This is a genomic window from Undibacterium sp. Ji50W, from assembly GCF_049340445.1.
GTDB lineage: Bacteria > Pseudomonadota > Gammaproteobacteria > Burkholderiales > Burkholderiaceae_D > Undibacterium.
This window is the reverse complement of the sequence record NZ_JBMPOX010000066.1, coordinates 1-681: the sequence shown is the minus strand read 5'-3', so window position 1 is coordinate 681 and position 681 is coordinate 1. Positions and strand designations below refer to the sequence as shown.

Genomic DNA, 681 nt, shown 5'->3' with positions numbered 1-681 from the left:
CTTTCTGTGGATCGAATGATGAATCAGGGCAAGCCAATTAATCTGACGGATGAACAACGAACCGAACTGGAGCGCCGAGTGAGATCGCAGACGCTCGACGCGCGTAGCGTAAGACGAGCGCGGATTGTATTGCTGGCAGCAGAGGGTGTGGGCAATCACGAGATTGCGCGACGGCTTGAAATCAGCCGGGGTCAAGTGATTGCTTGGCGTACCCGTTTTGTCCAAGGCGGCGTGGTAGCGATTTCTGCCGACTTGCCGCGTAGTGGTCGCAAGCCGCGTATAGATGCAGCGGAGATTGTGCGCGTGACGACGCAAACGAAACCGGAAGGTGCCACTCATTGGAGCACACGCAAGTTGGCAGACAAGCTTGGCATCTCGGATACGACGGTGCTCAAGGTCTGGCAGGCCAATGGCCTCAAGCCCCACTTGGTCGAGACCTTCAAGGTCTCGCGCGACCCAAGATTTGTCGAGAAACTCGAAGACATTGTCGGTCTGTACATGTCACCGCCCGAGCACGCGCTGGTATTGTGCTGCGACGAAAAGAGCCAGGTGCAGGCACTGGATCGTACCCAGCCCGGACTGCCACTAAAGAAAGGTCGAGCTGAAACGATGACCCACGACTACAAGCGCAACGGAACAACCACGCTGTTTGCCGCGCTCAATGTATTAGATGGGCAGGTC

General features: G+C 56.7%; 1 protein-coding gene. It reads left to right on the top strand.

Annotated elements, in window-relative coordinates; genetic code table 11:
• Positions 1 to 18: 18 nt before the first annotated feature.
• On the top strand, positions 19 to 681 hold a 663-nt coding region (locus ACO0K9_RS28010), incomplete at its 3' end, for an IS630 family transposase (RefSeq protein ID WP_422990681.1).